Genomic DNA, 24,511 nt, shown 5'->3' on the forward strand with positions numbered 1-24,511 from the left:
TCGAAGCCCGGCCCCGACGCTCAGACCAGAGCGGTCGGTTCGACGCCGCCAGCCAGGCTGCGCACCTGTCGTGCGGCGACCGAGAGAGTGGCCAGATCCATTGTCCCGGCGGCGAATATCTCCTCCAGGGCCGCGCGGGCGCGGGCCAGTCGTGAGCTGTTGAGCGATTCCCAGAACAGAATCTTCTCCGCCACCGTGTCCGCGGGCGCGGTCACGCGCAGCACGTCGAGGGTGAGCGATTTCAACGAATCGTAGAGATCGTCGCGGACCGCGAGTCGTGCGAGGGTGTGCCAGCGGTCGCTGCGCTCGAGGCGGACGACCGCGTCGAGGAGGCGTTGAAATTCGAATTGCCGCTCGAGGTGGTAGTACAGGGCGCTCACTTCACGCTGTTCGCGTTCGGCGACCTCGGCGATATCGACGATGTCGAGCAGTGGGAATCGGTAGATCAGCAGATAGACCTCCTCGACCAGATCGCGCGGGCCGCCACGGTCGACGGCAGAACCGGCACGAGCGAGCAACTCGTCGCTGATGACCCCCCGCCGCCACTCGGGCACCGCGCCGCTCATAGCTCGTACGCCGTGGCGGTAGCGGGCGATGTCGGTGCCTATCGCGATGGGCTGTGGACGATTGGTCAGCAGCCATCGAGACGCGCGGTCGAGAGTTCGTTTGGTCTCCAGTTCGAGTTCGTCGCGGACCGCGGTGGGCATCGGCGTGGTCCGGATGCGCAGCCACAGCTGATGGAGATCGAAGATCTCGGTGACCGCCGTGAACGCGCGCACGGCGTCGTCGACACTGACGCCCATCTCTTCGATGAGGCGGAACACGAAGGTGGTGCCACCATTGTCGACGACGCGGTTGACGACCGTCGTGGCGACGATCTCGCGACGCAGCGGGTGGTGGCGCATCGCGGTGCCGAATCGTTCGCGCAGCGGCTCGGGAAAGTAGTTCGGCAACACCGACGCGAAGGCAGGGTTGTCGGGTAGCTGCCCGGCGAGCAGTTCCTGCTTGAGTGAAAGTTTGACGTGGGCAAGAAGGTTCGCCAACTCGGCCGAGGTCAGTCCGGTTCCTGTAGCGATCCGTCGGGCCATGTCCGCGTCCGAGGGCAGCGCCTCGATGTCGCGGTCGAGGCCGTGACGGTCCTCGAGATCGGCGATCAGACGGCGATGGACGGCCGCCATGGCCGGGGCGTGTGCGCGGGAAAGGCCGAGGCGGATGTTCTGGGAGACGTTGTCCTGCAAGACGTGTTCGGCGACCTCGTCGGTCATCGAGGCCAGGACCGCATTGCGATCCTGGATCGACAGGCCTCCTTCGGCGACCACTCTGTCGAGCAGGACCTTGATATTGACCTCGTGGTCGGAGCAGTCCACACCGGCGGAGTTGTCCAGGGCGTCGGTGTTCATCTTGCCGCCGTGGCGGCAGAACTCGATGCGGCCCAACGCGGTGACACCCAGGTTGCCGCCCTCGCCGATCACCCGCAGCCGTAGCTCGTTCGCGTTCACGCGTACCACGTCGTTGGACTTGTCGCCGGCATCGGCGTTGGTCTCGGCCGACGCCTTGATATAGGTGCCGATTCCGCCGTTCCACAACAACTGGACCGGGGATTTCAAGATGGCGCGGATCAGCTCCGGCGGCGACAGCACCGTGACCTCGGGAGCAAGACCGAGCACCGCACGCACCTGATCACTGATTGGGACGGACTTGACGGTCCGGTCGTAGACGCCGCCGCCCTCGCTGATCAGCGATCGGGCGTAGTCTGCCCACGACGAGCGCGGCAGGGCGAACATGCGTTCCCGCTCGGCGAATGACGTCGCGGCATCCGGATTCGGGTCCAGGAAGATGTGGCGGTGGTCGAACGCCGCGACCAGGCGAATGTGCCGCGAGAGCAGCATGCCGTTGCCGAACACGTCGCCGGACATGTCACCGATACCGATCACGGTGAAGTCCTGGGACTGGGTGTCGATGTCCATCTCGGCGAAATGGCGTTTCACCGACTCCCACGCGCCCTTGGCGGTGATGGCCATGGCCTTGTGGTCATAACCCACCGAGCCGCCCGAGGCAAAAGCGTCCCCGAGCCAGAAACCATACGACTGGGCAACATCATTGGCGATGTCGGAGAATGTCGCTGTGCCCTTGTCCGCGGCCACCACCAGATAGGTGTCGTCGGCGTCGTGGCGGTGGACGTGCGGCGGCGGGATGACTTCACCGGTGATGCGATCGATGTTGTCGGTGATGTCGAGCAGACCGGAGATGAAGGTGCGGTAGCAGGCGATGCCTTCGGCCTGCAAGGCCTGGCGGTCGGCGACCGGGTCGGCGGTGGCGGCGGGCGGGTTCTTGACCACGAAGCCGCCCTTCGCGCCGACCGGCACGATGACGGCGTTCTTCACCGCCTGTGCCTTGGCCAGGCCCAGGATCTCGGTGCGGAAGTCCTCCAGGCGATCCGACCAGCGCAGCCCGCCGCGCGCGACCGGGCCGAAGCGCAGGTGCACGCCTTCTACCCGCGGCGAGTAGACCCAGATCTCGAATTGCGGGCGGGGCTTGGGCAATTCGGCGATCGTGCGCGGGTCGAACTTGAACGACAGGAACTCACGCGGTCCACCGGTCTCGTCGACTCGGAAGTAGTTGGTGCGCAGCGTCGCACGGATCAGCCCGTGGATTGCGCGCAGGATGCGGTCGGTGTCGAGACCGACCACCGAGTCGATGTCGGCGAGCAGCCGCTTGTCGAGCGTGCGGGCGTCCTCGATGGCGACATCGGTGGGCTCGCAACGGGCGGTGAAGAACTCGATGAACGCGGAGGCGGTGGCCGGTTGGCTCAGGAGGACCTTGCTGATGCTGGCGAAGGAGTACGAGAATCCTGCTTGCTGTAGGTATTTCGCGTAGGCGCGCAGGACCGAGATCTCGCGCCAGTTCAGTCCGGCGCTCACGACGAGTTCGTTGAGTGAGTCGATTTCCGTGCGGCCGAACCACATTGCCTCGACGGCTTGCGCGACGAGTGTCCGAGCCTGGGTCTCCTCCGTCGTCGATGCCGTCGCTGGTGTGGAGGGGATGCGCAGTCCGAAGTCGTAGATCCATCGGTGGGTGCCGTCGGGCAGCGTCAGCGGGTATGGGCGTTCCTCGACGACCTCCGCGCCGACGCTGTGCAGTATCGGCAGAATCCGGCTCAGCGAGATCCCTTCGCCATGGACGTAGAGCGTGAATCGCCACTCGCCCTCAGGGGTGTCGGCCTCCCGGTGCAGGTCGGTGTCGATCGTGCCGTCTTCGAGGCGATTCAGCCGCCACAGATCGGCCAGCGCTCGCGCAGGCGTGAATTCCTGCTGGTAGGTGGCCGGGAACGCGGCCGCGTAGTCCCGGGCCAGTGCGTCCGGAACGGCGTTGGTGACGGCGGCCTGGGTGATCAGTAGGTCGGCCCAGGTCCGTGTCGTGGCGAACAGCAGATCCTGGACCCGCTCGAGATTGGTCGCGGACGTGTCGACCGGCGCGGCGTCCGCGCGGCGGTGGACCGTGAAGTAGACGACAGCGAGGTCGGATTCGCTGGCGCGCGCGGAGTAATCGATCTGTTCGGCGTCGAACTCGTCGCGCAGGATCTCGCGCATGCGGAGTCGGACATCGGTGGTGTAGCGGTCGCGTGGGAGGTAGACCAGGCAGTAGAGTGCCGTGCTGCGCGCGTCCGGCCGCAGGAACAGCCGTACCTGTCGACGCGGACCGAGATCCATGATCGCTGAGACGGTTTCGAACAGTCGGCGGGTGTCGGCACAGAACAGTTCGGCCCGCGGCAGTGTCTGCAGTGTCTGCAGCATGGCCTGGCCGGAGAAGGAGTTGGTTCCGACTCCTGCCCACTCGATCACCTGGCGTATGCGTCCCGAGATGACGGGGATGTCGAGGATGTTCTCGTGCTGGCCCGTGACGGTGAAGGAGCCGATGAAGATGTGTTCGCCCCGCACCGTGGTGGTGCCGAAATCCGATACTGTGACGACGTAACCATCGGCCGCGCCCGGCAGCAGTGGATCCAAGGAGATGTTGGACAGGCGCAGGACCGGCCGACCCGGACCCGACAACGGAATGTCGATCTCGGCGTCGAGGCGTGGGTGCAGGATTCCCAGGCCCGCGGTAGGCCACAGCTCCGTCGTCGCGATCGTGTCGGAGCTCGCGTCGTCGAGTTCGTGATCGGCGTCGATGGCGTGGTAGCCGTATCCGAGCAGCGTGAATCGACCGTCGGCGAGCCAGTTCAGCAGATCGGCGTTGTCCGCGGATTCGGAGTCCGCCCCGGTGCGGCGGGCGAGGGTGGTGGCGACGGCGAGCAGTGTGGTCGTCATCGCCGGGGTATCGCCGGCGATGCCGCGCAGTGTGGCCAGCAACCGTGGGAGAGCGTGCTCGATGTGACGGAGTTGGTCGGCGCCAACCGAATCCGCCAGTTGGATGTGAATCCATGATTCCGCGACGGTGTGATCACCGGGGCTCGGCTCGGCGCTGCGCGAGGGAGCGATGGCGCGCAACACTCCTCGGTTGTCGCGCAGCGCGTCGATGACGGGGTGGACGATGTCGGTCACCGCGACGCCGAACCGTCGCAGCATGGACGAGACCGATTCGACCAGGTGTGGCATGTCGTCGTTGACGATCTGGATGGCCGGTCCCAGCCCGGTGGGGTCGTCGGGCCGGTAGATCCGCTGCGTCGCCGCGCCCGGTCGGCGCAGCATGGCCAGCTCGAGGTGGCACTCGAAGATCCGGCGCGCTCGGGTACTGACCGCCGGCGTCGTCGCCCCGGGCTGGATCCAGCGGGAGTAGAGGGCCTCGAAGGCCTTGGGATCCTCCCGAAGTTTTTGCACTGTCATCGTCTGCAGCGTGGTTGTCGCCATCGCCCGCACCTTCCCGAGATCTGGGCTGTATCCCACAGCCGCAGGCACCTATTTAACGTACCGTTAAATAGCGGCACATTCTTCAATGTAGCAAACTGCCGTGTTCTGGGCGACCACGCCGAATCAGCTCCGGCCGGTGCCGTCGGCCCGTGTCATCCCGACAGCCCGGCCCGTTGCAAGAAGGTCCGGGCGGACGGCTGATCGGTGAAGGCCGCCGTCTCGATCCGCAATCCGCTGCGGGCGTCGGCGTACCAGACCACGGAGCGGGGGCCGATCGCAGCGAACACCGCGCCGTCGGAGCGGATCGACGGCCCGGCGGCACGCCACCGGCGAATGTCGTCACCTAGTGCGTCCTGCGCGAGGACTCGAACGCTGAGGGTCAGGTCGCGACCACCGCTGAGTCCACCCGCCAGCAGCGTGGCGCGAGCGGGAATCACGCACTGATCGGCGTTGATCGAGGCACCGCCCGGGCACGAGACTGCCGCCCGCAGCGGCGCGGGCAGCGCGTCGACCGGATCGGCCGTGCCCAGGGACGGCAGTCCCGGCAATCCGGGTAGCCATCGCAGTACCACGAACGCGAGCACAGCCAGCACGATCAGTCCGCCGAGAGCGGTGCTGAACCGCGCCAGCAGCGGCCGAGCCGCGTGCTCGGTGCCGGTCACGGCCGCCTTGCCCATCGTGGCGACGGCCTTTCCCACGGCGAGCGCCGTCTTCTCGGCTCCTGCGAGCACGTCACCGGGCAGTGACGATCCCGCGGGCACGGCGGCCGCTAAGGGGGCGCCGCAGTGCGAACAGGTCGATCCCGCACCGGAATCGCGGTGCTGGCAGTACGCGCACAGAGAATGAAGTGTGCTCAATGTCCAGTGATCACAATCGATGAGAGGGCCGTGATGTTCTGCGCCGGATCACCTTTGGACTGCAACACGGTCAGGACGATCTTCGACGCGTTCACCGGTGGATTCATCCGGGTGACCACCAGACCGCGCTGATCGAGGGTCTGCTGGGTGTAGGTGGTGGCACCGGCGTCGTCGAACCGATACGAAACTCGGCTGGCGGTACGGTATTTCGTCCACTGATCGGTACCGTCCGCGCCGATGGCGTCCCATCCGGGTACCACACCGATCGACTCGACCGCGTAGGACCCGCCCAGGTCGATGCTGAGAATCTGCCCGTCGACCTGGTGGGCCCGAGAACACGACCAGGCCTTGCCGGGACCAGCGAAGGCGTCCATACCCGGGGTCCCGCCGGGTGGGCAGTGCGATACCGCGGCCTTGACCTGGATCGTGGCGCCCGCCGCTGTGGTCGGCGTGAGACTCGTTTGCGTGGTGGCCGGAGCGGGGCTCGGCGTCACCGACGGCTGCGCGGATGTCTGCTCCGTGTCGTGGTCACCGCTCGACATCACCAGGGCGAGGATGAACGCTACGATGACTGCGGCGCCGATGACCAACGCCGCCTTGGGGTTTCGCACGACGGTGAGCAGGTCTCGCGCCCGCTCGCCCGGTGGCGTGGCCGGTGGTCGCGACGGCTCGGGTTCGGCTGCGGTGTCGGGCTCGGGAGCGGATTCCTTCGAGGCGAGCGAGGACAGTTTGCCCGAGAGATCGACACCGGCGGATTCCGCACCGGCCGCGCCGTTGAGCAGTGCCAGGATCCGCTCGCTGGCCTTCGGGCCGCTCGAACCCGCCCCGGCGGGTGGCGGCACGCCGGGGGCGGAACGCGGGGTGACGGCCTCGAGGCCGACGTCCGGTTGGAGGCCGAGATCCGTTCCGCTGAACGATTGTTCGGCTTCGGCCGGGGCGGATCGCCCCAGCGCCGGATCGGCGAGCAGCGCGTCCAGGACCGCTGCTCTGTGGCGGAGGAAGCCATCCCCCGGATCCTCGTCGGACACGATCGGAATCGTATCCAGGTGTCCACGAATATCGATGCCGCGTTATTCCCCTCGATGGGAACCGGAGGTCGCGGTATTCGCTACTTTCTTTCGCCGGTCACGAAATAGTCTGGGGGAACATCGAATACTCGGGCCAGTGCGATGATCAGATCCAATCGGGGAATCGCGTCGCCGTGGATGAGCCGATAAAGACCGGATTGCGAGACCGGAACATCCGGATACGCCAGCTCGAGATGTTGGGCCAGGGAGTAGAGGGTCAGCGAGCGAGTGGCTCCGTCTTCGGTCGAGACCATCGATTCCGAGATCAAGGCCGACAAGCGCCGGGAGAATATGGCGGCCGCCGCCTGGCGTGGCGTGAGCTCGTCTCCGTCACCGAGCGGTGGGACCTGATCGCTGTACGGCTCGGAATCGGCAATCACATTCGCAGACATTATCGTCCCCTCTCTAGCTGACCTCAAAACCCTACCGTCGGAACCGAAGGCGGCGCGGGCAACGATGGCGGCCGGTGTCTTTCACCATTCACGGCCGCGGTGTTGATCGGTTCAAAGTAGCGGGTTTCGCCGCGCGGCTCGATGAGATCGACTCGGACGGTCCGCATCGGGATATCGATGTCGACGGTGTGCGCGTCGACCTGTTCGATCGCGAGGTCGACGGCCCGGCGGCGAGGCTCGCCGGGCTCGTTGATCGTCAACGTGGTCGGGGCGTCGGAACGTCCGGGCGGCAACTGGTCATACACAGCGATGGTCGCGTTCGGCGCGACGCCGACCTCTTCGCTCGCCTCGCCGGGGCCTGGCGCCAACCGCAGCGAGTCCGGGTCACCGACCGCCGCGACCAGTTGCCGCCAGAGGTGCGGGCGGGCGGAGTGGATCACCACATCCGCGCCGACGACCACGGCCCGCAGGATGATCTGCTGGGCGACAGGCAACTCCGCGCGGATATCGACGCTGCGATGCCGCGGGTTGTAGCGGGTCGGATCGAACAGCGGCAGCGCGAAGGTGTGCATGGGCTGTCCGCTGATGACCCCCAGGATCTGGCCGTTGGGGCCGATGGGGACAGCCAACTGGGACAGCACATCCGCCGCGGCGGTGTCCAGCGCGGGCGCGGTCGGCAGGTCTGCGGCCGACGCCGTGCTGGGCAGGGTGGCCAGCAGCGCGGCCGACTGGCGGCCGACCAGTGGGCGCAGGAAGACCGGTGGGGCCTCGTCGACCGCGGGACCGATGTACCGCACGAGACCGCGCGGGCCGGCGGTCCGGCCCGACAAGGAGATCACCACGGTCGTCCGGCCTCGATCCCAGCTCCAGCAGTCGTCGAGTCCGCCGACGCCCAGTCGGCTCCAATCGACGGCGAAACTACTGACACCGCGACCGGGATTGGTCGATTCGAGTCGAGTCCAGGTTTCCCGCAGATCCGACAATTCGACTCCGGCGTGCAGCATCCGCAGGGCGTCGCGCATCGCGGCGGCGGGCAGCACGTGGGCGGCGACACCCTCGACCCGCAGCCGGGTGGCGATCCGGTACGCCGCGGCGGCCAGGGCGCGTGGGGCCGCTGCCGCAGCGCTGCCGCGCCGTGTCAGCCGAGCCAGGTTGCGTCCCTGGTCCATTCGCACGACGAGCCAGGTCAACCGGTCCCCCACGACCGGTTGAGAGCCGATGAGCTGGTCGTAGAGCATGCTGTAGCCGCTGGACGCGCGGGCCCGGCGTCCGGTGGTGACGATGTCGATGTCGAATTCGATGCCGTACTGCTCGAGCATCGGCAGCAGCGCGTTCACCGCGACCTTGTCCTCGGTGTACACCGTCCGATCTGCGATGACGGTGGGTAGGTCCAGATCCGGGGCGAGCTGGATCATCGCGACGAGGATCGGATCGCCGAACTGGATGCCACAGATTCCGTTGGTGGTCTCGAGGTCACGGATGTCGGTTGGCGCGTTGAGTTCCCGGGCTCGGGACCCCCTGCCCACGCGGTAGCGACCCCAGTCCAGGCACCACCGCACGGGCGTGCGCTCGCCGACCCGCACCAACACCATCGCAACCGAGAACGACGCGGTCAACGCGATGCCCCACCAGGGAATCCGCCCGAACATCACGGCCGCGAGCGGAGCACCGCCCACCACCAGAACCGCGAACGGTCCACGGTCGATGCCGCCGACCCGGATCCGCGGACCGCTCACCGTTTCCTCCGAATCACGTTGTGCCCAAAGATAATTCCCGCTCCGAGCAGCGTGGATATCAGCAGGATGCCCGCCGCGACCGCACCCGGTCTCCCATCCGCGGGACGCGGCGGTGCCGGCATCACCAGAGGTATCGCACGATAGGGGCCGCTCGGTGACTGCGGGGGTGCGCGAAAGCTCAAGGCCGCCAGCGGATCCACCAGGCCGGCGCCGACGATATTGTTCACCCCGCGTGCGGGCGCGTGGGCGGCGGCCTGCAAGCGGGCGGCGATCTGGGCCGGGGACTCGTTGGGAAATCGGGAACGCAGCAGCGCGGCGGTCCCGCTGACATATGCGGCCGCGAACGACGCACCGCCGACGGGGACCAGTTTGTCGGACGCGCCGACCCCGTTGATGAGACCTCCACCGCCCGGGCCCAGCGATTCGATGCCCGTGCCCGGCGCGGCGATCGACACCCACGGCCCGGCCAGGGATTCATTCATCGGATCCCCGGCTTCGGTGGTGAAGCCGACCGTCAGCACATCGTCGGCGAAGCACCCCGGCGCGGCGAGCGTCTTGACCCCGTCCCAGTTGCGTGGGTCGTTGGGCCGCCCGGGATCGATGTCGGGGTTCTGGTCACATCCTGTTCCTGCGGCGCCGGCACCCGCGATGATGAGCGCGCCCTTGACATGCACCGCGTAGCCGATCGCTGCCGCCAACGGCGACAGATCGACACCGAGACCGACCGGCAGGCACACGGGCAGCGCCACCGTGATCACGTCGGCGCCGAGGTTGGCGGCGTGCGTGATAGCGCGTGCGAGTCGTCGCAGGTCGACGCCGGCCTGCGCCGCGGCATCGAGGTTCAACGCGCCGTCGGCGCTGAAAGCCCCGGATCGGTAACGGATGGAGAGGATCCGCGCGTCGGGCGCGACGCCGAGGAATCCGTCGCCGGTAGCCGCGCTCGCACCGATGATTCCCGCGATCAGCGTCCCGTGCGCGTCACAATCGGATAGGCCGTCACCACCGGTTTGCAGATAGTCGCCGCCACCGACAACACCCGGTAGCCGCGAATTGGGGCTGACACCGGTATCGAGCACGGCGACCGTGACGCCCGCGCCGCGCGTGAGGGCGCGCGCTCTCGGCAGGTCCAGGGCGTAGTCCGCCGGTGGGCTCTGGGAGACGTCGGTGTCGGGCAGAACGCCGACGCCGAGGCAGCCCTTGTCCTGCTTCATCGGAAACTCGGGCCCGGGCGCGTCGTCCGGCGGCGGCGCACCGACCACCGCGACCGGGGGCTGCACCGCTGCGGCCGGAGCCCCCGCCAGCACGGCCGCGAGGATCGCCGCCAGCATCGCCACACCGTGGCGGGCACCCATCAGATCCCCCGGACCGCGGTGTAGATGCCCATGATCCAGCAGGCGAGCACCGGCACCGCGAGGATGAGCGCATATTCGATCAAGTCGATGATCCTGCGCACCACCGGAGACAGCCGCACCCCGGGCAGCCGGGTGCCGGCAAAACATCCAGCCACCGCGACTGCGGTACCGAGGAGCACGACGACCGCGCGCGCCGGGGCGGTGGTGTAGGCGGCGGTCAGCACGAACCCGACGCCGATCTGCACGACGACCGCGCCGACGACCAGCATGATCGCCTGAACTCGATCGGGGTACCAGCGTGGCCGCATCAACAGCAGACCGGAAATCGCTGCAGCCAGCACGATTTCGCGTACCCCGCCGGGGCTCGCGGAGGTGGCGGCGATGATCGAGCAGGCCAGGACGACCACCGTCGCGATGATCAGCCCGCGCAAGGTGGTCACCGCCAGACGGGCGCGCGCTTCGATGCCGGTGCGGTAACGGCGGCGTTGGGCTTCTTCGTCCTCGGCTTCGTCGTCGCCGGCCGATTCGGCGTCGAAGATGTCGGTCAGGGTGGCCTGTTCGACCTCACGCCCGGGATCGGGCAGGTCCGGCGGGCGGATACGAGCGGCCACGACCGCCAGCCGTGGCGCCGCCGACAGCAGGATCAGTCCGAGGAGAACGCCGCCGCCCGCCGCCTGACGTATGGAGAGGTCGAAGTAGGTCATCGCACCGGTGGTGACCGCGCAGATCAGGCTCGAGACCGCTGCCGCGACCAGGACGGTCGTGCCGCCTCGGGTCGAGCGCAGTAGCGAGCCGGCCGCGACGGCGGTGAGCGCGGAGCCGGCGGCGATGTTCGCCGGCGTGAAGAATCCGGGATCGCCGTACGGTCGCGGAACGCTCATCGCCGCCGCGGCGAATATCAGGGGCAGCGTGGACAGCGCCAGCCCGACACAGGTTGGGGCCGAATGGTTTCGGCGAGGCGCGAGGAGGGCTGCCAGCCAGCTGCTGGCCGCGAGGACGAGCGCGGGCGCGGTGCACCATACCGGTGACGCGGTGCGGGTCCACGACCACACCAGCATCGCCGCGACGGCCGTGGCGGCGGCGCCGAACGCGGCCAGACTCGTCAATGTCGCGGTCCGCGTATCGAATTCCGCGAATTCCCGCTCGTTGGTCAGCGCGAGCGCATCGGTGATGTCCTCGACGACCGGCTCGAACAGCTCCGAGGTTTCGACGGTGGCGAGCATGAGCAACGCGCCGTCGGCGATCTCGTGGTCGGCGAGGGTGCGCCAGCGCGGGATCGGCGTCTGGCCCGGGCGCGCCAGCGTCCACTGTCCACTCTGCGGTGTGAAATCGACCGATTCGTCGTCGAGCGCGTCCGCGAGTACCGCAAGCAGATCCTCGATGAAGGTCTCGATACTGAACTTCGTCGGCAGCACGACGTCCACCTGGTAGGTCGCGATCATGATCGCGACCCGCGCCAGCGCGACCTCCGCCGAGGGGGCGGCCCCAGCGGCGCTCGGCGCCGGGGCGAATGCGGTGCTCACGGCCGACCACCTCGATCGGCGTGGGCGATGCCACCGGTCATGTGACTCGGAAAGCCATCGGCGAGCGTGGCGGCGAGTTCCTCGAAGGCCAAGACGGTTTCCTTCTCGAGCAGGCGAAGATCGATCTCGCCGCCCTCGGCGAGATGGTCGTCGTACGGGATCACCACGGCAGGACGGTGCGCGGCGGCGAAGAGTTCCTCGATCCGTTCGATCGCGACCGTCGGTTTCATCGGGTATTGGTGGGTGATGACGATGATCGACTCGGCCGCCAGGCGGTGCATACCGTGCGAATCGAGCCACTCGAGGGTGGCCACGGCACCGGTGACGCCCCGGACTGTGGCCGGAGTCGCCAGCACGATCGCGTGGCTGGTCTGCAGGACGCCCGCGGTGGCGGAGTCGAGAAGGCCGGTGCCGCAGTCGATCAGCATCAGGTTGAAGTGCCGTCGCAGCACCTCCGCGGCGGCGAGGTACTCACGCCCCGACAGCGACTCGACGGTGGTCGAGGACCACGGCGACGCCACCACCGCCAGGTCCGCGTTATTGATCGTGGTGAAGGATTGGACCGCCGCGAACGAGTCGAGACCGCGGGCCTGGACCAGGTCGCGCAATGTCAGACCGTACTGATGCCGGCCGGTGCGACCGGACAGGTCACCGAAATCCGGGTTCGCGTCCACCGCGACGACGCGATCCGGGCGGAAGGCCGCGAAGATCGAGCCCAGCCCGGCGACGGTGGTTGTCCGGCCTACACCGCCCTTCACATTGACTACCGCGATCTGATAGGCGCTCGTGAGCTGACGGCGGATGCGGGCACGCCGTTCCTCGGTCCGGAGTTCGTCCGGCGACAGACCGAGATTGAACCCCACCTTGTTCAGGGCTCCGCGCATGCCCGTGGTCGAGCGCAGATGCGCCGAACGATCCGCGGTGAGCTGATCGAGCAGCTCGGCCGGGGTCAACGCGATCGACAGCCCCGCCGCGCGCTCCGGGCCGGTCGGCGCCAGCTCGCCGAACGTGGGGGCGGCCGGGCCGGGTTGCTGATTCGTTTGCCGGACAACGAGATCGGTGCGGGCCCCTGGAACGGGCGGCGGCCCGTACGCCGGCCGCGGGCGCGGCGGGAGGTAGACATTGGCCGGTCCTGCCGGATCGGCCCCGGGATAGGCGGCCACCGGCCGACCCTGGTGTCCGAGCGCTGCGGGGCCGGGCTGAGCAGGCATGACCGGCGGTGCGATCAGGTTCTCCTGCCGCCCACCGGGTGCCGTGAACGACACATCGGGCGAGGGAGCGGGATTGTCCTGCCGCACAGGTGGAGACATGAACGGTGAGGCGGGCCGCGGTACCGAGTTCTCGGGCCGCCCGACCGGACCCGCGGACGGCGCAACGCGACCTTCCGGCGCACCATGCGGACTCGCGAACAACGGGGCGGAGGCAGCGGGGCGAGGCTGCGGGGCCGGGCTCTGGGCGCGGCCAGGTGACACTCGGTCCGTGAGCGGGACTGGTGTAGAAGGGGTTTCGGGTTCCGGCGGCGACACAGGCTCCGACGGGGCAGGAGGTTGCGGCGACGGAGGCACGGACTCCGGGGATTCCCCGGACTCCGACGGCGGCGCGGACTCCGGCGGCGCGACGGGCTCTTCGACCGGCTCCGGTGGCGGCCGGTGAGCGCGACCGGTCACGGTATCGCGCCAGCTCCTGGCGGAGGCGTCGCTCTCGGCCGAGGGTTCGACGAAGAACACGTCGTAGCCGCGTCGTGGCCGCACCGATCCGGCCGTATCATCGTCGGTACTCGATGCTCGGTTCATCTCCCTCATCCTCCTCGAAAATCCTTGAGGGGCACTCACTCCCGGCTGTGGTCGAACCAGCTGCCGCCGGGCAGCAGATCGATCAGGGCGCGGACCGCCGCGGTGAGGTTGGCCGTATCACCGGGCAGCACGCTCAACCGGGCCTGTCCGTCGAGCGCCCGCTGTGGCACCACGACGATGCGCCCGGACTGGGTGTCCAGCACCTGCACGTACAGTTCCGGGAGCGGGATATCGCCGTGGTGGTGTTCGAGCATGTACACCTCGGCGCGGCGCACCACGGTGCCGAACGCCTCGCCGAGCACGCCCGCGCTGCGTGGCGACGCACCCAATTCGATCAGGGCCGAACGTCTTTCGACCGGATCGACTGGGACTGTGTCGAACCGATCCGCGGCCACCCGCAACGGGTCGAAACGCGCCTCGGGCAGCGGTCCCAGGACGGTGAGCAGTGCGCCCGTCACGGCATCCAGCCGGTTGCCCTGGGGAAAGATCGGCTGGATGACGATGTGGTCGTCGTAGCGCAGCGCAAGCACGTGGGTCTCGCCGCTGCGTACGAGGGAGAAGCGCAGCATGCCCAGGGGGGCGCTGCGCAACTCCGTCTCCGCGACATAGGCCACCAGTTCCACGTCCGGCCGGTACAGGCACCGCAACCAGTGCTCGACCACCGGGTGGACCAGGCCGTCCTCGACGATGCCCGCCCGGGTGAGCTGTTGGAAGACCACGGCACGGACGCGGTCGAGGTCCTCGGGGCGGAACACGTTGGGCATCAACGCGAGTACATCGGGATAGGAGTCGATGCCGGCCATGTCCTGTAGGAGTAGCGCGGCATCGACATTCAGGTCGATCGCGGTGGGATTGTTGTTCAATATTTCACCGGATAGTTGCCGCTGCAGCCTCGTCAAATTTCCATTGCAAACGGACTAGCTGGGCGAGAGAGTTGCAGCCGACGCGGCGTCCTGGGCGAGTAGGGCCTTTGCCGCAGCGTCGATTCTGCCGTTCAATTTGTTCACTTGAACCTGAAGCTCATTCGAGTCGTTTTCGAATCTGTTCATTCGAGCGGTGTATCCCGTCGAGGTTTCGCCCTCGAATCCGGAGGCCAAGAGTTTATTCTTGAGGTCCTGCAGCTCGTTGGAGGTGTGCTGCATGCGTCCAACAACCGCATGGACCTCGGCGACCGCTGCCTCTAGTTTGGCTTTATCTACAAAGATATGCTTGCCGGACATTTCTATATTCCTTTCTGAATTCAGATCGCGGAGAGGTCGACCTTGGAAGGCGCCAGATTGTCGATGCCGCCGTGTGCCCTGAGGTCGTCCAGGCCCGCCTGATCGGTCGCGCCGATCTTGTAACCGGCCTGGTCCAGGTGATCGATGATCTGCTCGAGATCCTTGGCTGTGTTCCTCGCGGTTTCGATGGACTGCTCCAGCGCCTGGACGCCGGCGTCACCCGCGTCTCCTTGGAAGCTTGACATGAAGTCGATCTTTGCCTGTTCGAGCTGACTGATCTCGGCCATCAGCGCCGAGTGATCCTGACCCGAACTCGTGGCGATAGCCCTCATATCATCAGCGGAAGCCAACAAAGCCATGTGCTTATCCTTTCCTATTGAGTCGACAGTTGCGCCCCGGCCGATTCTCCGGGTCCGTATTCATGAGACCTGTCATTCGGTCGTCGAATGTGAGTCGTGGTCCAGCAGGCCGAGTGCGAGTACTTTCTCCGACTCGGATATGGGTTCGGTGTCGGCGGCCTCGTATTGGATGAGATACGGGAGGTCGGCCGCGGGCGCTTCGACACCATCGCCGGACACGAAGGTCGCCGAGCGCTTCCGCTCGTCCTTACGCTCGCGCCGACGCTGCGATTCGGGCGCGCTCGCCCCGCGCGGCGGCTGCCGCGGCGAGATCGGCTCCGGGGCGGGACTTCCCGTCTCGGCTCCGAAAGCTTGGGCGGTGGCGGGTCGCCACGCGGTGGGCAGCCGGACCCCGGATGAAACCACGGATCCGGTGCCACCGGTCATGGCGGGAGTCACGGCGCTACCGGGACCGACGCCCAGCAGACCGGCCAGCGTAGGCGAGTACGGGGAGGTGCCGTAGAGCCCCTGATCATCCGGCCCGGCGGTGCCGTCGCCGAGGGTCGGGAGCGAGTCGGAGCGCGAATCCGGGGCGTGCCACTCCGAACTCGGCTGCTGAGGATCGGGCAGCCCGGATCCCGGATTCCCGCCGCCAGGTTGGCCACCTCCGGGCTGACCACCACCCAGCTGACCAACCCCGGGCTGACCACCACCCAGCTGACCGCCGCCAGGCTGACCAACCCCAGGCTGACCACCACCCAGCTGACCAACCCCAGGCTGATCACCACCAGGTTGGCCACCTGCGGGGGGCTCACCACCAGGCTGACCACCACCACTCGACTGTCCGGAGATCGGAGAGGAACCAGCGGGACCGGACGCCGGACCGCCGCCGATGCCGGCGGGGCTGATGCCGGCACTGCGGCTGTGTCGGCCACCTGTGCCCGGCAACCCGAGCAGATCACTGGATCCGAACGGCGAAACCCCGGCTTCCATAAGGGCGGTAGGTGACGTGGCGATGCGCGGCGGCTCGGTAGAGACCGGCAGTGTGTTCAACACCAGGCCCGCGGCCGTCGCGTAAGTGGTCATCACCGCTGCCGCTTCGGCCCACAGTGCTTTGTGCGCCGCCTCGCCAGCTACGATCGTCGTCGTTCCCATGGCCTCGGCCACCCTGAGCAGTGCGAGGGCCACCGTCACCTGCGCCATGGCCATCTCAGCGGCTGCGGCTGCGGCCTGCAGCTGCCTGATCACCTTCGAGGTGTCCGCGGCGTTACCGGCCTGACCGTGCAGCCAGTCCGAAAAAGTGTTGAACGCCTGATAACAAGCATCTCCGGCGGGTCCGGTCCAGTGCACTCTTGTCAACTGGGTGTTGGCATAGGATGCCGCGGCTGCGGCATAGAGCCCAGTCGCGAGCACTGTGTATGCATCGGCGGGAAGTTCCAACAACTTCGAGGTTCCTGCCGAGAGGACCCGCCGGGCATTCTCCTCCGGCGGCAGCGCGGTGAAGGAGGCGAACAAAAGAGGCCACATGGGCGTAACTCCGACCGCTCAGACGGCGAAATCAGGGAATCAGACGCTGGTGTCCGCCGCCTGGACTGCGGCCGCACCGATGGAATCGGTCGTTTCGTAGCCGCGACTCGCGACGATCATCGCTACCGACCCCTGACCCCAGTTCGTGTTGGCGGTCTCGGCGTGACCGAACATGGTGTCGCCGTGAATTTTCAGGTTCACGCATATGGACTGGTGAACGAGGTCGCCGCCCAGGACGTGCACCGGGATGGCGGGCGCCTTTGTCGCGGTGATGATCTGCGACAGTGCGGTCTGGTGGCCTGTCTGCTGGGCACTCAGACTATTGAGTTGGTCAGGAACGACATGGAAAGACATAGATCGTCTCCTCACGACGGATTTGTCGGCTCGATTTGAGCGACGTTGCGCGTAACGCTATTTCATTCCCAACTACGGGAAGGCTCGAGTGGTTTCGACTCCCCTCGGACCGGGTATGCCGGACATCATTGCTGGTCCGGGCCCACCGATGCCTGCACGAGATCACGCCTGGAATGCAGTGGCTCGACCAGATATCCGCGTCCCACCGGTTGTTTCGTGGCCCTCATGTCGCCGATGAGGGTGCCATCCAGTCTGGAGCCGTCCATGATGAACCCGGGTGAATTCACGTTCTTGATCTGGCCCAGCACATTGTCGTAGAGCGCCGTGTCAGCTTGCGCGATATTGCGGGCAGCGATGATGTGCAGGCCGGTGTCGCGGGCATCGACGATGAGGCTCTTGAGCGGATCCAGCGGATTGCCTTGCCCGCGTTGCGCGACCATGTGGTAGTCGTCGATGACCACGAAGATCTCGGGCCCGTTCCACCAGGAGCGCTCCCGCAACTGCTGGGCTGTCACCTGGTCGGGCGCGCGCCGGGTGCCCATGGTCTGCGCGAATCCGGGCAGTTCTGCGAGCAGGTCCCGCTCACTGGTCAGGTATCCCAGCAGCAATTCGGTGGGAAGCGCGTCCATGTGCTGGCGGCGGTAGTCGATGAGCAGAACGCGGGCCTGGGCAGGTGTGAAGCGTCGCCGGATGGATTCCAACAGACCCCCGATGACCGTGGACTTTCCGGATCCGGAGGAACCCAGCACGATCAGATGGTTCGAGACGCCGAAATCCACGGTGGCGGGAGCCAGATCGGACTCGCGGATGCCGAAGGGCAGCACCAGGCGTTCGGCGGGGGTGGCCGGCAGCTGCCCCAGCGCGGCCACCTCGTCGTGGGTGACCCGGACGGGCAGCAGCCGCACCGCGGGTGCCTGCCGACCCGCGTATCGACCGCGCAACGCCTCGATCGCGGCATTCGTCCCAGCCGCGACCGATTCGGCGTCGCCCACGCCGTCGATGCGCGGCAGCGCGGTCAGCATATGCAGGGCTTCGGCCGACATACAGCGGCCGGGTCGGTTGGGCGGGATGGAGGCAACCATCTGCCGTTGTCCGGAGAACACCGTGTCGGTGAGGTCACCCAGGCGCATCTCGAGACGGGTCTGGATCTGGTCCTTGATCGCGGCCCGCACGGCCATCCAGCGCGAACTGCTGATGATCAGGTGGATGCCATAGCCGAGGCCCTGCAGCGCAAGGGCTTCCACGCTGGAATGGTAGTCGTCGTAGTAGGGGCCGTTCGTGGCGAATCCGATGTCCCAACCGTCGACCACCAGGAAGACGTCGCCGTGGCGGTCTCCGTGCGCGTCGAGCTGGGCGGATTCATGCGGAACCGAACGGCGACGGCGGAACTCCCGCATCGAGTCGATCCCCAGTTCGGCGAACATCGCCTGACGCCGGGCCAGCAGCGCGTTGAGCAGGGCGAAGGTGCGTCGGACCCGATCGCCGTCGCGAGCGGCCGCGACCGAGCCGACGTGCGGCAGATTTCGCAATCCGGACAGACCGCCGGAGAAGTCGAGGCAATAGAACTGCGCCTGCTCCGGCGTATGGGTCAGCGCCGTCGCCATAACCAGTGTTTGCAGTGCCGTCGACTTGCCCGACTGCGGGCCGCCGACGATGGCCATGTGCCCGCCCGCCCCCGCCAGATCCACCGACCACACGTCCTGGCGTTGCAGGCGCGGCTGGTCGATGACCGCCATGGGGATGCGCAGCGTGCCTGGTTGCACCGTACGCACCAGCACATCGAGGGTCTGTGGAACGTTCAAAGGCGGCAACCACATTCGATGGGCCTGCCGACCATGACCGGCCAGCTGCTGCAACACGGTCTCCATGATCGTCACCGGTTCGGTCTCGGGCGCGACGGGCGCGACGATCACCGGTTCGGGCGCGGGGCGTCGTTGATCCTGGATGGCGGCCGCGGTGAACGCCTGCGGCGGCCGATAGCCGCCGCCGCGTCGGGCGCGCTGCGCACCGGCGGTGGCGGCCTGGGCCGGTGCGGTGTAGTTCGCGCCGACGTAGGCGGCCTGGAATCGTTGCAGGTCTCCGGCGCCGACCCGTAGGTAGCCCGCGCCGGGCTTCTTGGGCAGATGGTAGGCGTCGGCGGTGCCGATGGCATCGCGGGAATCGCTGGTCTGGTTGGTGCGCAGGGCGATTCGATACGACAGGTGCGCTTCGAGTTCGCCCATGCGGCTGGCGGGCACCTTTTGCGAGGCCAGTAGCAGGTGGATGCGCAGCGAGCGGCCCAGGCGGCCGATGGCGGCGAACAGTTTCGCGAAATTGGGATGCTGTTCGAGCAGTTCGGCGAATTCGTCGAGGATGATCAGCAGGGTGGGCAGCGGGTCGAGTTGGGCGCCCTGTTCGCGGGCTCGCTCGTAATCGGCGACGCTGGCGAAGTTTCCCGCGTCACGCAGAACCCGCTGTCGACGTGTCATTTCGCCGTTGATCACGTCCTCCATTCGGGTGACGAGATCGGCTTCCTCCTCCATGTTGGTGACGACGGCGGTGACGTGGGAGAGGCGGTCGAAGCCGAGGAAGGTCGCGCCGCCCTTGAAGTCGACGAGCAGCAGGTTCAGCGCGTCCGGTGAGTGCGTTGTCACTGCCGAAAGGACCAGGGTGCGAAGGAATTCCGACTTGCCTGAACCGGTGGCGCCGACGCACATGCCGTGCGGGCCCATGCCGTCTTCGGCGGATTCCTTGATGTCGAGGTGCACGACCGCGCCGGCCGGGTCGTAGCCGAAGGGAATATTGAGCCGGGAGCGGTCGACGTCACGCCGGGCGACCCAGGTGCGGGCGGTGCGGATGTCGCCGGGATCGGTGATATTGACCAGGTCCTCCCACGTGGTGCCACCCGCCTGCTCGGCGGCGACCACCTCGACAACGGTCGAGAGCCGGTAGGGCGAGATCGCGCGAGCCAGGGTGGTCATGCTGGGTACTGGCAGGGCATCGGCGTCGCCCACCTGGCGCTTGCCGCGGGCGGTCAGTTCGTACAGCGAGCGGTCGGCGTCGATCGTGAACCGCAGGGCGCGCGCCAGCGGCGCTTCGGTGCCGCTGAGCCGCAGCCAAGTGCAGCCGTCGATGCCGGAGATGTCACGGTCGTTGGCGGGGCCGCCCACGGCGACGATCAGCAGGAAATGCTTGCGGTCCATCGAGGGTTGGCTATTGGCCGAGAACGGACCCCGGTTGAGTCCCGCCAGGACCTTCATCCGGAGCTCGGCGACACTGCGGTACACCATTCGGCTCGAGCCGATCGCGTCGGTCTCGGAGGGGTGCTGCGCGTGGGGCAGCCATTTCAGCCACCCCCATTCGGGAGCATCGGGATCGGGTAGGACTGCGGCTACGCCGACCTGGTCCGGGCCGTGCAGCACAACAACTTCCGCGACCATGGCCCGTGCCAAGGCGGCGACGGCGGCGGTGTCACCGTCCAATCCGACCTCGGGAGTGGAGAGCAGATTGATCGCGACGGGCATGCCGCCGACCGTCGAGTAGGCCTTGGCGAAGCGGGTCACCTCGACCACGCCGACCGGGTCGAGGTCCGCCAGAGGCGCCGCCTCCGGGACGATCACCCGCACCTGGTTGGCGATCCGGCCCAGACCCACCCGTACCCGTAGGAACTGCTGGCTGGCGACCTGCACCTCCCACATGCGCGGCCCGCCGACCAATCGCGCGATGCCGGCCGGCCCGGGATGGGTGTACTGCAGATAGCCATGCAGCTCGGCCTCGGAGGTGAGGACCGCTCTGCGGTGCTCGGCGATGCTGCGTAGGTAGTCCTTGCGCTCCTCGTTGAGTGCGGCGGCACCACCCTGCCCGCTGCCGCCGAATCCGCCACCGGCCATGCCGAACACCGACACGAGCATCATTAGGGGGAAGAACAGCGAGGTCGGTGAGAGGCTGCCGCCTCCGCGGAAGGTCATGACCATCATGCCGACCATCCCGGCCATCATGACGACCGGCATGATCATCCGGATCCGGGACGGCGGAACGGGTTTGGGCAGCTCGGTCGGCGGCTGCAGCCGCAGCTCGGTGACCGCGGGCGCCTTCGGGCCCCGAATCATTCGGGCGGGCCGCACGAACCGGCGGGTACTGGTCACGGTTGTCCTCCCGGCAGCGCCGCGGCCGCTTTGTCCGAGGCGATGCCGTCGTGTTGGATGCGTGCGTCTTTCTGCGACAGGGTGGGTCCGACCGCGAAGAGCGAGACGATGCTCCACGGCGCGGTGATCGGATCGTGCAGTGCCAGCGCGGTCAAGGTGGGGTCGGTCCTGGTGCCGTTGGGTTGGGCGTCGATGCCGTAGCGGACACCACTGTCGGATATCCAGAACAGGGCCTCGCGCAGGGGCGAGGCCGGTTCAGATCCGGTCACCCGGATGAAACGGCCGGTGTCGCGCGGCATGTACGCGGCGTCGGCGGTCGTTCCGTGCGAGCCGGCGGCCGTGACCAGTGGAACGGAGCGGTTGAGTTCCTCGGTGGTGAGCGGCAATTGGCGTCCGATAAGGAGTTCGGCGGCCGCAGTCAGCTCTGTCTCGCCACGGGACCAGTGATAGCAGGTGACCGAATCCCGTTTCGGGTCGATGAGATGTACTTCCGCGGTCGGATAGTCGGCGGTGCCAGGCCAGCCGCCAGCCCGCAGATTGGCCGCGACGACATCGGGTCCGACCGCGGTCGTCGAGATCGCGCCGTGCGAGTTCGCGTTGCGGAACATCGCCGCCAGGACCGGGGTGATCTGCACGAAGCCGGACTGCGATACCAGGTAGTACAGCGTGCTGCGGTCGACGGCCGTGGTGGTGAGGACCGAACCGACCGAGACCGTCAAACTCGTGGCGAGAGTGACTGTTTGGCCGGATCCCGGTACATCGGGTACGCGTAGCGGCGGCGCTTCGGGGATCGCGGCGAGCAGCCCCTTGGACGCGGGTGCCACCGGGGCGGTCGCGTCGATGCCGAGGGCGAGAGCGACGGCCGAGTCGGCGAGGTCGATGGCCGACCGTACGACGGTGTGGTCGTGGCCGGTGTACACGAGCCAGGTGGTGTTTCCCTCTCGCAACAGCCGCGCCTCGCCGACGGCCAGGGGTCGCGTGGTGTCGCCGTCGGCGTGCAGCGGGCTCCCGATGACGATCGTCCGCACCGGTGACCGGCTGATCGTCGGCAGTCCGGTGGTCGGGTCGACCGTGGCTCCCGCACCCATGCTGGTGCTGTCGCAGACCGTCCAGCTCGAGGAGCGGTCTCCGGTTTCGGCGATGCTGCCGGGTGCGCCCGGGATGCCGACGATCGGGCCGCGCGGGTACTTGGCGAGCTCGCTCGCGGAGACTTGCACCGGGTTCTCGGGCGCACCGACGACCAAGCGGGCCGAGGTCAGGTTCAAGGCCGGATACAGCCGGTCACCCACATGCACGAACAGTGCGCCGCTGTCGCGATCGGCGATGACGTGGGCGTTGCCGACCGGCCGGGCCGGCTTGAAGAAGGCCAGCACAGCCGACCCCGCGACGACCACGCAGGCCAGCGCGATGCCGACCGACAACGCGGTGACCCGGCCGCGCTGGGGGTCGTCGATCATCGATACGTCGCGCCGGACCAATGCGTGTTCGATGCGGCGAAACAGGAAGCGCCAGCCGGAGATCTGGTGCTTGGTCACCACGCGGAAGCGCGCCACCGTGTTCGTTCCTTCCGTGGCGGGCGTCAGACCGTCGCGGTCGGCGCCAATCCGTCGAGCGCCGCGGCGATGTCGTCCACGGAGATGGTCATCAGTTCTTCGTCGGACATGAGCGCGACATCGGTGTGCTCCCGGGTGAATCGGTAGTCGCGTTCGGATTCCGCGGATTCGACCACATTGCGCACGAAGCGGCCGTTACCGGCCAGGTCGATGAGCCTGCGACCGTTGCGCGTCGCCTGCGACAGGTGGGCGCATCTACGCCGTAGGGCCTCCCGCGCTTCCGGCGCCAGGATCGAATCCTTGTTGTGCGCAATATGATCGGCGATCTGCACCAGTTCGTCGGGGTCATAGCTCGAGAACCGGATGCGTTTGGTGAATCGCGAGGCGAGACCGTCGTTGGAGGCCAGGAAGCGGTCGATCTGGTCCTCGTATCCGGCGATGACGACGACGAGCTTGTCGCGGTCGTTCTCCATGCGGGCGAGCAGGGTGTCGACGGCCTCCTTGCCGAAAGCGTCGCCGCCGGAGAGGCCCTCTTGGATGAGGGTGTACGCCTCGTCGATGAACAGCACGCCACCGAGCGCGGAATCGATCAGCGCGTTCGTCTTGGGTGCGGTGTGGCCCAGATGTGTGCCGACCATGTCGTTGCGGGATGCCTCGATCACCTCGGCGTTCTCGACAACGCCCAGACCGGCGAAGATTTTCGCGATGACCCGCGCGACGGTGGTCTTACCGGTGCCGGGCGGGCCGGAAAAGATCAGGTGGTGGGAGCGGGAGTCGACGGTGAGCCCGCGTTTGACGCGGACCTGGTCCATGAGCACACCGGATTTGAGCCGGTCGACCTGCTCCTTGACCGAGTCCATCCCGATCTGCGCCTGCAGGAGATCCGAGGCCTCGGCCACGAGGGTCTCACGTTCGGAACGGGCCGCGGTCGCCGCCAGCTCGGCCGGGTCGTCGCCGGACTTGGGATCCCAGCGATCGGTGCGGGTTTCGATCATCTCGGCACTGGTGATCTGGAGGCGGTAGGCCTTGTCGGCGACGGCTTGCTGCCACTGTGGGCGCTGTGACCACAGGGAGGACCCCTGCAGTCCCTTCAGGATTCGATCGGCCGCATCGTGATCGCCGTTGTGGCGCAACACCATCCCGAGCAGGAAATGTGCGTCGGCCCAGATGAACGACAGGCTCCCGGAGGTGCTGTCCTCCACGATGCGCTGGGCGCGCGGCAGCGCCTCACCGAATCGGCCGAGCTGTGCCAGTGCCTGCGCGGTCATGAGTTCGGCCGCGATGTCGAGCAGTCCGTCCTCGATCAGCGGGTTCGCCGCGCGGGCCGCGATGACGTCGAGCCAGCGCTGGGTTCTGAAAAATATGGACAGTCGGCTGAATTGGGCGACGCTGTCCTGCGGGATCTGGTCGAGGATGATCATGGCCTCGTCCCATTCGCCACCGTCGGCGTACTGACACGCCTGGGCTATGGCGATCTGATCGCGGTCGGCCATGGCGATCCGCAGGCCGTAGACACCGATCTCGATCTGGCACCACAGAGATCGGTCGGACAGACCCGCACGCTGCTGGTCCCGGTAGAGATTGTGAACGGATCGGTAGGCGCCGTAGATGACCTCTCCGGTGACTTCACCGGCCATGGCCCGCCCCAGCCAAGCGTCACACGCGTCGGGATCGAGGTCGGTTGCCGCCCGGAACGCGGCCAGCGCATGCACGTCGTTGCGTACACCTCCTCCGACCATTCCGAGACTTTGAACTCCGGTGTAGAACGCGTCCTCGGCCGCTGACAACTCGGGCTTTCCTTCCGCCGATCCGGTCTGCTCGAAGG

16 protein-coding genes are annotated in these 24,511 nt (G+C 67.4%); all 16 read right to left on the reverse strand.

All coding sequences use genetic code 11. The features are described from left to right. Positions 1-20: 20 nt before the first annotated feature. Positions 21-4,850 carry an NAD-glutamate dehydrogenase gene (locus ACYVN4_RS38645; protein WP_460728090.1) on the reverse strand — a complete coding sequence of 1,610 codons (4,830 nt, stop codon included), beginning with the start codon at positions 4,848-4,850 and terminating at the stop codon, positions 21-23. A 152-nt stretch (positions 4,851-5,002) separates the two neighbouring features. After that, entirely contained in the window at positions 5,003-5,611 is a 609-nt protein-coding gene (locus ACYVN4_RS38650; protein ID WP_460728092.1) for a hypothetical protein, read from the reverse strand. A gap of 92 nt (positions 5,612-5,703) precedes the next feature. Then, positions 5,704-6,735 (reverse strand): hypothetical protein, encoded by a 1,032-nt coding sequence (locus tag ACYVN4_RS38655; RefSeq protein WP_460728094.1) that lies wholly within the window; start codon positions 6,733-6,735, stop codon positions 5,704-5,706. A gap of 80 nt (positions 6,736-6,815) precedes the next feature. Beyond that, complete coding sequence (locus tag ACYVN4_RS38660; protein ID WP_460728096.1) at positions 6,816-7,166, reverse strand: helix-turn-helix domain-containing protein; 351 nt, start codon at positions 7,164-7,166, stop codon at positions 6,816-6,818. Between the two features lie 23 nt (positions 7,167-7,189). Then, on the reverse strand, positions 7,190-8,902 hold the full coding sequence (gene eccE / locus ACYVN4_RS38665) for a type VII secretion protein EccE (protein WP_460728098.1): 1,713 nt from the start codon (positions 8,900-8,902) through the stop codon (positions 7,190-7,192). Next, the gene (gene mycP, locus ACYVN4_RS38670; RefSeq protein WP_460728100.1) at positions 8,899-10,254 is read right to left on the reverse strand and encodes a type VII secretion-associated serine protease mycosin; all 1,356 of its coding nucleotides are present in this window, start codon (positions 10,252-10,254) and stop codon (positions 8,899-8,901) included. The genes eccE and mycP overlap by 4 nt, the downstream gene beginning before the upstream one ends. Next, on the reverse strand, positions 10,254-11,777 hold the full coding sequence (eccD, locus tag ACYVN4_RS38675) for a type VII secretion integral membrane protein EccD (protein WP_460728102.1): 1,524 nt from the start codon (positions 11,775-11,777) through the stop codon (positions 10,254-10,256). Before eccD ends, mycP begins: the two co-directional genes overlap by 1 nt. Further along, a complete protein-coding gene (locus ACYVN4_RS38680) occupies positions 11,774-13,087 on the reverse strand; it encodes a MinD/ParA family ATP-binding protein (protein WP_460728104.1) in 1,314 nt (437 codons plus the stop codon). Before ACYVN4_RS38680 ends, eccD begins: the two co-directional genes overlap by 4 nt. Positions 13,088-13,605: 518 nt before the next feature. Further along, positions 13,606-14,433: an ESX secretion-associated protein EspG gene (locus ACYVN4_RS38685; RefSeq protein ID WP_460728106.1), complete on the reverse strand. Its 828-nt coding sequence runs from the start codon at positions 14,431-14,433 to the stop codon at positions 13,606-13,608. A 54-nt stretch (positions 14,434-14,487) separates the two neighbouring features. Continuing rightward, entirely contained in the window at positions 14,488-14,790 is a 303-nt protein-coding gene (locus ACYVN4_RS38690; protein WP_460728107.1) for a WXG100 family type VII secretion target, read from the reverse strand. Positions 14,791-14,810: 20 nt separating this feature from the next. Beyond that, the gene (locus ACYVN4_RS38695) at positions 14,811-15,149 is read right to left on the reverse strand and encodes a hypothetical protein (RefSeq protein WP_460728109.1); all 339 of its coding nucleotides are present in this window, start codon (positions 15,147-15,149) and stop codon (positions 14,811-14,813) included. Positions 15,150-15,221: 72 nt separating this feature from the next. Further along, entirely contained in the window at positions 15,222-16,655 is a 1,434-nt protein-coding gene (locus ACYVN4_RS38700) for a PPE domain-containing protein (RefSeq protein WP_460728111.1), read from the reverse strand. A 39-nt stretch (positions 16,656-16,694) separates the two neighbouring features. Then, complete coding sequence (locus ACYVN4_RS38705; protein ID WP_460728113.1) at positions 16,695-17,009, reverse strand: hypothetical protein; 315 nt, start codon at positions 17,007-17,009, stop codon at positions 16,695-16,697. A gap of 125 nt (positions 17,010-17,134) precedes the next feature. Then, complete coding sequence (eccCa, locus tag ACYVN4_RS38710) at positions 17,135-21,133, reverse strand: type VII secretion protein EccCa (protein WP_460728115.1); 3,999 nt, start codon at positions 21,131-21,133, stop codon at positions 17,135-17,137. Beyond that, the gene (gene eccB, locus ACYVN4_RS38715; protein WP_460728117.1) at positions 21,130-22,686 is read right to left on the reverse strand and encodes a type VII secretion protein EccB; all 1,557 of its coding nucleotides are present in this window, start codon (positions 22,684-22,686) and stop codon (positions 21,130-21,132) included. The genes eccCa and eccB overlap by 4 nt, the downstream gene beginning before the upstream one ends. A gap of 26 nt (positions 22,687-22,712) precedes the next feature. Further along, on the reverse strand, positions 22,713-24,425 hold the full coding sequence (gene eccA, locus ACYVN4_RS38720) for a type VII secretion AAA-ATPase EccA (protein WP_460728119.1): 1,713 nt from the start codon (positions 24,423-24,425) through the stop codon (positions 22,713-22,715). Positions 24,426-24,511: the final 86 nt, after the last annotated feature.

It is taken from the genome of Nocardia heshunensis (assembly GCF_054782115.1).

Excerpts from the sequence above, each read along its gene's own strand:
- ACYVN4_RS38645 (WP_460728090.1), bottom strand. The coding sequence starts at position 4,850 with ATGGCGACAACCACGCTGCAGACGATGACAGTGCAAAAACTTCGGGAG.
- mycP (WP_460728100.1), bottom strand. The coding sequence starts at position 10,254 with ATGGGTGCCCGCCACGGTGTGGCGATGCTGGCGGCGATCCTCGCGGCC.
- ACYVN4_RS38695 (WP_460728109.1), bottom strand. The coding sequence starts at position 15,149 with ATGGCTTTGTTGGCTTCCGCTGATGATATGAGGGCTATCGCCACGAGT.
- ACYVN4_RS38660 (WP_460728096.1), bottom strand. The coding sequence starts at position 7,166 with ATGTCTGCGAATGTGATTGCCGATTCCGAGCCGTACAGCGATCAGGTC.
- ACYVN4_RS38690 (WP_460728107.1), bottom strand. The coding sequence starts at position 14,790 with ATGTCCGGCAAGCATATCTTTGTAGATAAAGCCAAACTAGAGGCAGCG.
- ACYVN4_RS38680 (WP_460728104.1), bottom strand. The coding sequence starts at position 13,087 with ATGTCTCCACCTGTGCGGCAGGACAATCCCGCTCCCTCGCCCGATGTG.
- ACYVN4_RS38705 (WP_460728113.1), bottom strand. The coding sequence starts at position 17,009 with ATGTCTTTCCATGTCGTTCCTGACCAACTCAATAGTCTGAGTGCCCAG.
- ACYVN4_RS38700 (WP_460728111.1), bottom strand. The coding sequence starts at position 16,655 with ATGTGGCCTCTTTTGTTCGCCTCCTTCACCGCGCTGCCGCCGGAGGAG.
- eccA (WP_460728119.1), bottom strand. The coding sequence starts at position 24,425 with ATGGTCGGAGGAGGTGTACGCAACGACGTGCATGCGCTGGCCGCGTTC.